This is a genomic window from Flavobacterium sp., from assembly GCF_035760125.1.
In the GTDB taxonomy this organism is placed as follows: domain Bacteria; phylum Bacteroidota; class Bacteroidia; order Flavobacteriales; family Flavobacteriaceae; genus Flavobacterium.
Map to the genome: position 1 here is coordinate 1 of NZ_DASTTN010000516.1, position 7,162 is coordinate 7,162.

5 protein-coding genes are annotated in these 7,162 nt (G+C 29.1%); 1 reads left to right on the forward strand and 4 read right to left on the reverse strand.

Features of this window, described 5'->3' with window-relative positions; translation table 11 throughout:
- The first annotated feature begins 6 nt into the window (after positions 1-6).
- Positions 7-3,552 (forward strand): AAA domain-containing protein, encoded by a 3,546-nt coding sequence (locus tag VFS71_RS18400; RefSeq protein ID WP_326403092.1) that lies wholly within the window; start codon positions 7-9, stop codon positions 3,550-3,552.
- Between the two features lie 164 nt (positions 3,553-3,716).
- Here the strand turns inward: VFS71_RS18400 and VFS71_RS18405 are convergent, their stop codons facing one another.
- The 4 genes from VFS71_RS18405 to VFS71_RS18420 all read right to left on the reverse strand — a co-directional run bounded on the left by VFS71_RS18405 (position 3,717) and on the right by VFS71_RS18420 (position 6,549).
- Positions 3,717-4,184: a hypothetical protein gene (locus tag VFS71_RS18405; RefSeq protein WP_326403093.1), complete on the reverse strand. Its 468-nt coding sequence runs from the start codon at positions 4,182-4,184 to the stop codon at positions 3,717-3,719.
- Positions 4,185-4,363: 179 nt separating this feature from the next.
- Positions 4,364-4,957, reverse strand: coding sequence for a hypothetical protein (locus VFS71_RS18410; RefSeq protein WP_326403094.1), 594 nt, complete (start codon positions 4,955-4,957; stop codon positions 4,364-4,366).
- A gap of 205 nt (positions 4,958-5,162) precedes the next feature.
- The gene (locus VFS71_RS18415) at positions 5,163-5,714 is read right to left on the reverse strand and encodes a TIR domain-containing protein (RefSeq protein WP_326403095.1); all 552 of its coding nucleotides are present in this window, start codon (positions 5,712-5,714) and stop codon (positions 5,163-5,165) included.
- A 1-nt stretch (position 5,715) separates the two neighbouring features.
- The gene (locus VFS71_RS18420; RefSeq protein ID WP_326403097.1) at positions 5,716-6,549 is read right to left on the reverse strand and encodes a macro domain-containing protein; all 834 of its coding nucleotides are present in this window, start codon (positions 6,547-6,549) and stop codon (positions 5,716-5,718) included.
- Between the last annotated feature and the right edge of the window lie 613 nt (positions 6,550-7,162).

Below are 7,162 nucleotides of genomic sequence, written 5' to 3' on the forward strand. Positions count from 1 at the left end.
GATGAATTGAAAATTGAATCTTTTACAGGGACAGCTTATAGTGCGATAAATACAGATCCTAGTCAACAAGAAATATTAAGCACTTTAGGATTTGAACCAAAAAAAATCATTCAAGGACCACCTGGAACGGGGAAAAGTCAATCGTTAACAGCTTTAATTACAAATGCACTAGCCAACAATTTGAAATGTCTTGTTGTATGCGAAAAGAAAACAGCCCACGATGTTATCAAAAATAATCTACATCGAGAAAATGATCAGTTAGGTGCGTTAGCTGCTGTAATTGAAGATATAAATAAAGACAGAGATACTATCGTTAATTCGGTTAGAGACAGAATAAGTAATCCACTTATTTTTTATAGTAACAATCAAATCAACTATAATACAGTTAAAAAGGATATCGATACAGCCGTTGGGGAACTTAATAATAGTCATAAAAAATTAGGTCAGAGCATCTATAAAGGAAAATCATGGACAGAAATTGTTGGAGAATTCTTGAAAAGAGAAAATAAAACAAATTATGAAGCCTTAACTAAGAAATTAGACTACAAACAATTTGAGTTTACGGATAATGAGCTTAGCTCATATTCAGCAAAAATTAAAACTGCCAAAAAATTATTTTCTGATATTAAGGTTCTTTCTCATCCTTTAGATATTTTAAATGATGAGCTTTTCGCAGGAGAGAATCCAAGAGGTATAAAAGTTCGGTTAGAGGATTTTACAGAATCAACATCGTTGCAATTAACTGATATTGAGTTGAGTTTAAAAAACGACACAAAAGAATACCTTACATGGCTTGATAAATATTATTTAGATATTGAAAATGAATTGTCAGTTAATTTAGGGGCCTTAGAAAAGGATCTCCATAATTATTCGCTTTGGTTAGATAATCACTATTCGGAGTATTATAATGAGTTATTAAATCTTATAGCAGATTTCAAAACATTTACTTTTGTAAATCATCAGAAATTTGGGGAGTCATTTTTTAAGAATGATGGCTTAACTAAATTTAGAATTAATGCATTGAGTTTGTTTTCTGATAAGTATAAAGAATTAAAAGTTCAAAGAGAATTAATCATCCCTAGCATCACAAAAATCAGAATGCATCATGAAAAGTATGATTATATAAATCATACTTTTGTTTCCATTGATGAACCACACACTACATTAAGAGTTTTGTTAGATAATGTCGAGGAATTGAGCCTAGCATTTGATAAATGGAAAAAAAAATTAGAGAATATCAAAACCAAACTTATTCAACAATTTAATTCAAAAAACACACATCCATTATATTCTAATATCTCTCTGATAGTGGAAATTGAAAGAATACATGAAAGATTTGTTTCAGATTTGACCGATGATAAATATTTAGATATTTCTAAAGAAGATTTGAAAACTCATCATCTAAAAATTTATACGTTAAAAAAACTTCAGAAACAATTTTCTGAGATTGATAAATTTAAGAAAAACTATTTCGATAACTTTTCTCAAGAATCAAAGCATAAAAGTTATAATTCGGAAGTGCTAACCAAAAATGAAAAATCTTTTACTGAGATTATTAATAAGATCAAAAATGAGAAAATTATAGCAGAAGAGTTTGACAATACTGAAAATCATAGTAAGAAATTATCGGAGATAAAAAAGATCATTTCTTCAATCAATAAAATATCAGAAAATCTGGAAGGATTCAGAGAATATTACGAATGGAAAAATTTTATTCTACCTCTAACTTCTTTAGAAAAAAGAACTATTGAGTCACTTATTGAAATTGATACAGACGATTGGGAATTAACCTTTGAAGCTTGGTATTATTTTTGGCTTTTATCAATCAATGAGCATAGAGATTTACCAAAAAATGACGATAAAATTTTAGAGTTATTTGAGCTAAAGAAAGATTTAAAAAAGAATCAAATTCAAAATATAGTTGAAAGCTGGTCAAAAAAACAATTAGCTTCTGCAAAGAGACTACAGCAATTTTCAGGACTAAGTCCAATCAGTCTATTTAACAAAAGAGGAGCAGCAGGGCATAAACGAAATTCTTTGCGAAAAATTGTCAATACAGATTTTGACTTATTTACGGATTTTTTTCCCGTTGTAATGGTTTCGCCTACAGTTTGCAGTTCAATTATACCATTGAATGAAGCTTTATTTGACATTGTAATTTTTGATGAAGCTAGCCAGTTACGAATTGAAGATACCTATTCTGCTTTAATAAGAGGTAAAATCAAAATTATTTCTGGTGACAGCCAACAGATGCCACCAACTAATTTCTTTCAAGGAGGAAACGCACTGCTTAATCCAAATGAAGATGACTATGAAGAAGAATCTACTGCTCAAGAGACAGAAAACAATATTAGGAATGTAAACAATTCATACGAACTGGCAGATAGCGAATCGCTTTTAGTTTATGCTGAAAATTGTAACTATAAGCAATCATATTTAAAAATTCATTACAGATCGCAACACCCAAGCTTAATTGATTTTTCAAATCATGCTTTTTATGGCAAAAGATTGATTCCCATGCCTGCAAAAAAGGAATATAAGCCAATAGAATTCATTGAAGTCAACGGAATTTACGAAGATTCTGTAAATAGAGAGGAAGCGAAAAGCGTTGTAGATATTCTTTTACATAAAATTAAAAAATCGGAAAACGGAAAATACCCATCAATAGGTGTAGCTACTTTTAATTTATATCAAAGAAATTTAATATTGGAAGAAATTGCTATTGCAAGACAATCCAAACCAGAATATGATAAAAAAATTGCTGATTTAGGCTCGGATTTTTTTGTGAAAAATTTAGAGAACATTCAAGGGGATGAAAGAGATATAATTATAATATCAACCACTTTCGGGAAGAAGAACGATGGGAACTTTAGACAAAATTTTGGACCTATAGTTCAAGGAAAAGGATATAAACTCTTAAATGTAATTGTTACTAGGGCTAAACAAAAAGTGTATGTATGCTGTTCTATACCATTAGATAATATAAATCAATATCCATCTTTATTACAACAATTTAAAAATACTGGTCGTGGTGTTTTGTATTCATATTTGGCTTATGCGAAAGCGGTAAGTGATTCAAATAATGAAATTAAAGATTTAATACTGAACCAACTTTATGAGAATTGCGAATCTAAACTTTATGATGTAGAAGATACTTATGGTTCTGAGTCACCTTTTGAAGAGGAAGTATATTATCGTTTAGCTCAAAAAATTGGTGAAGATAGAATTCAGCAACAATATCCGATTGGAGGTTTTAGAATAGATATGATTATCAAATCCAAGTTAACTGGAAAGCCAGTTATTGCTTTGGAATGTGATGGTGCAAAATATCACAGTAGTAATGAAGCTTATTCTTGGGATATGTTCAGGCAAACGCAATTGGAAAATCAGGGCTTCATTTTTTACAGAATATGGTCAACAAATTGGTGGAATTCCATTGAACGAGAATTGAACAAAGTAGTAGCTTTTATTAATCAATTCGATATTATTGAGAATAAAATACCTGAAAATTTATTTGATGCTAATAATTTGGAAGAAACCGAGAAAGAATAAATATTTGGTAAAGAGAATTAATATTTTTGTTTACAATATTTTAAAGTCATCAACTGAAAGGTCTAATGCTTTCCAATTATGTGTTTTATGTAAGTATTGCGGTTCTCTATTTCAGGGATTACTTAAATTCAATAGGTTGCCTTTATTTTTTTAGGTAAATTCAATTAAAGTTGAACTCTTTTGCTGTTTTCACATTCAACACTCAATATATTCAAAAACTCACTCAACCCAGTCTTACTTAATTTCTTTATTGAAAACTCAATTGAGTTAAATTTTCCAGATATTCTCATATATTTTTCAGATGTTGTAAAAAGCAACAGTATCGAAATAAGGGTCAGAATTACTGGAATAAAAAGAAAAGCAGCTATTTCACCACTTCGCTCACTATCATCATATGGCGATGAATCATAACTTGCAATTACGAGAGATGTCAATACAACAGTAATAATCCCAAAAATTAACGAAAGTATTTTATAATACTTGTATCTTTTTTTGACAATAGAATAAGATAAAAAATCTACCAAATTTATTTCCTTATGTAGATTTTTTTCTCTCTGTATTACTCTATTTGAGGTTAGAGTAATTGAACTATCATTTGAAACTAATATTGTTTTTTCATTAAAGATTGACATATGATTTTGTATTGATGTTATTAATGTTATTGAGTTATTTGGACTTTTCGTCTGCCTAAGTTTGTCTAATATATTAGTTCAAACTTATTTTGATAATTAAAACTATCTCAGTTCAGTTCAACAAGGTTTTATTGTTCTTTTTCGTCGGTGTCCTAATTTTAGCTGCGGTGTGAATTATTTTAGATATATTTTTTAAATTTTAAATATTCAACTAAACTTTCGAGTTCTTCAAATGCATTTTTAGCTAAAATATTCATTTTTTCAGCATCTTTTTTTACACTATTTCGATCTTCAGAATTTTTAAAGGGAATTAAAAAACCAGAATTATCCCCATATACATTTTTTGCAGTGAAATCAGTAAATAGATCTAATTTATAATTAAAAACATCAATCATTTGTTGTACTTTTTTATCTACTGTTTTGTTTTTAATTAATCTCACAGCATGTTGGTATTTAATAATGCTGTGAATAGAATCTTGTTTATAACCGTTCCATGAATCGTTCATACAGATTTCTTGTTGAAATGATTTTACATCCAACTTTTTAAACAATCTTTTTATAATTCGTTTATCGTTCTCGTTTGGTGAATTATGACTTTCAGATAATAACTTTAATTCAATTAATAGACTTATTGCAAATATTGTTAATGAAAAAATTATTGCAAGTTTCCAATCGCTAAATAATTTAGGTAATGTGAAAAAATTGGTTAAGTATGTTGTGATAATTGGAGCAATAACTAAAGAAAGATACCACTTATTTATTATTTTCGTCATCAGTTTACTTTATATTGTTATATAGCACACAAAGGTTTCGGATTTTGAGTTAGTGGAATTTTGAAGGTATAAACTGTTTACCTTCATTAAAGTTAACTAATTGTTCAATGTTTCTGTAATTACCCTGACCCTGCTTACTAATGATAAGCCTATTTACTTTGTTTGTGCAGCGAACGCAGCGAAACCATGGCTTTTACTATCATTTTTATATTGGGATTCCAAACTCTTTGTACGCTTCTTTTGTATAATAATTTAAAGATGTTGAAGGTTTGTTTTTTAAATCAAATTGACTTATAGCATCTATTAATGGCTCTTTCTTGAAGGGAATATGAATTGCTTTAACAGTACCATTTTCAATCCTTTCCTTTAATGCTTTTGGCCACAAATCAGACAAAAATTTTGGATTTAAAATATAGTCATATCCAGCATAAGCTATTATGATGGGAAGCCCACAATTATCAATTGCATATTCTATTTCAAATGGCACCCAATCAGTATCATTTTTAGTAGTTGGTCCTATTATTAGAACCATATGTTTGCTTAAATTTAATCTTTCCTTTAAACGATTCCTTAAAGTAGTTTTCAGGCTGCTATCTCTTACAGCACTTGTTTTATCATGACTGTTAATCATTGAAAAATCATCATCTGTTTTTGCTGTCCATGCTTTCATTAAGTTATAATACTTAATGTCTGATTCTGTAGGTACATTTGTTCCGTCCGCATGAAATGCTATATAAGTTCCATTTCTATAAGCCATATTATTGCCAGTTATTTTTAATTATTTCTAAATCTATTTTATCAAACATATCTTTGGTAAGAACAATTCGAATAGTCGAACTTAAGTCTCTTTCTTTTGCTGCTTTTAATAGTGATATTAAAGTAAGTTGAAGTAATTGACTAGGAGGTAAGCCAATTCTTGAAAGACCATTACCTATGAGCGGCAAATTAATGTCTGCTCCATTACCTTCAGTTCTGACTTTGTTCCAAAGTCCATCCAAAGCTTTAAGCATTAATGATGGAGTACTATTAGCATTGCAGTCGTAATCTGTATTTGTTAGAGAAAAGAGAAAATAAATGGATTGATTATGTTCTATTGTAATGGTTGAACCTATATCATATTTAAGTGTTTTACCGTCAATTCTTTGTATTGTTTCAGTATGTTTTCCAGCAAGTTGTGAGTTTACAGCATCATCAAGTATATTTGCATGTCCACCAAGTACTCTTTCAATAAAAATACCTTGTAAGCTTTTAGGAGAAACAGGTTTTCCGATTTTACTATCGAAAAATTCACTTGCAGATATAACTTTATGTCCAGTCGTTGCAAATAAATCCCCAAATTCTATTTCAACTTTTGTGTTTGTATTTTTCAAGTCAAATTGAACTTTTCTTTTAGGGTAAATAACAATTAATCCAATTATTAAGCTTATCAAAATATAGCATATTAAATATGGACAATTATACCCTGTCGTTTTTAGATTTGCTATTGAAAAAATTGGTTCTAAAACAGTCCATAAGGAAGCATAACCGAATGCAATAGCTAAAAGAAATCTTTTTGGATGTCTACTAATTCCGATTAGTATTTTTTTTATCATAATGTCTATTTAAAATTGGTGGTAACTTTTCCTTGTAACAATTTGTTTGATACTAAATTAAGTCTTATTGTTGATTAGTTAAATTCTCATAAATCAACCTCTTTTTCATTGAGATAATTGCTAATAATTGTAGTAGCTATCTGTGTTAGGTATATTATTTCATTCTAAGTACGTTTCTTACAAGTTCTTTGTTTTCATCTGAAGCAGCAGACTAGTATACAACTTATTGATTCCAGTCATAAAATGGTTACAGTCCACACCAAATTCAAAAGACCTTGCACCAAATTATAACTTTTTACTGTGTTATACCAAACATACAAAATTGTTTTAATTATTCATTACCATTTCTTACATTAATAATCCACAAAACACAAAAAAAGATACCTCTCAGCATCTTTCCTATCTCTTTTTCCTCCAACTCCCATTATACTCTGTATCCCTTAATTGCTCATAAAAAGCTCCTTCTCAGGTAAAGCCCCACAAACCACAATACAACAATCCCTATTATTTAATATCATTCTATAACTCAAATATAGAACGTCTAGAAAGTTATTCTTGTATCATAAAATCATTTATTCCCGAATTGACAAGTATTCATATCGCTATAAAACAG

What these genes read in the sequence shown, in the direction of transcription:
- VFS71_RS18415 (WP_326403095.1), bottom strand. Translation starts at nt 5,714, where the DNA reads ATGGCTTATAGAAATGGAACTTATATAGCATTTCATGCGGACGGAACA.
- VFS71_RS18405 (WP_326403093.1), bottom strand. Translation starts at nt 4,184, where the DNA reads ATGTCAATCTTTAATGAAAAAACAATATTAGTTTCAAATGATAGTTCA.
- VFS71_RS18420 (WP_326403097.1), bottom strand. Translation starts at nt 6,549, where the DNA reads ATGATAAAAAAAATACTAATCGGAATTAGTAGACATCCAAAAAGATTT.
- VFS71_RS18410 (WP_326403094.1), bottom strand. Translation starts at nt 4,957, where the DNA reads ATGACGAAAATAATAAATAAGTGGTATCTTTCTTTAGTTATTGCTCCA.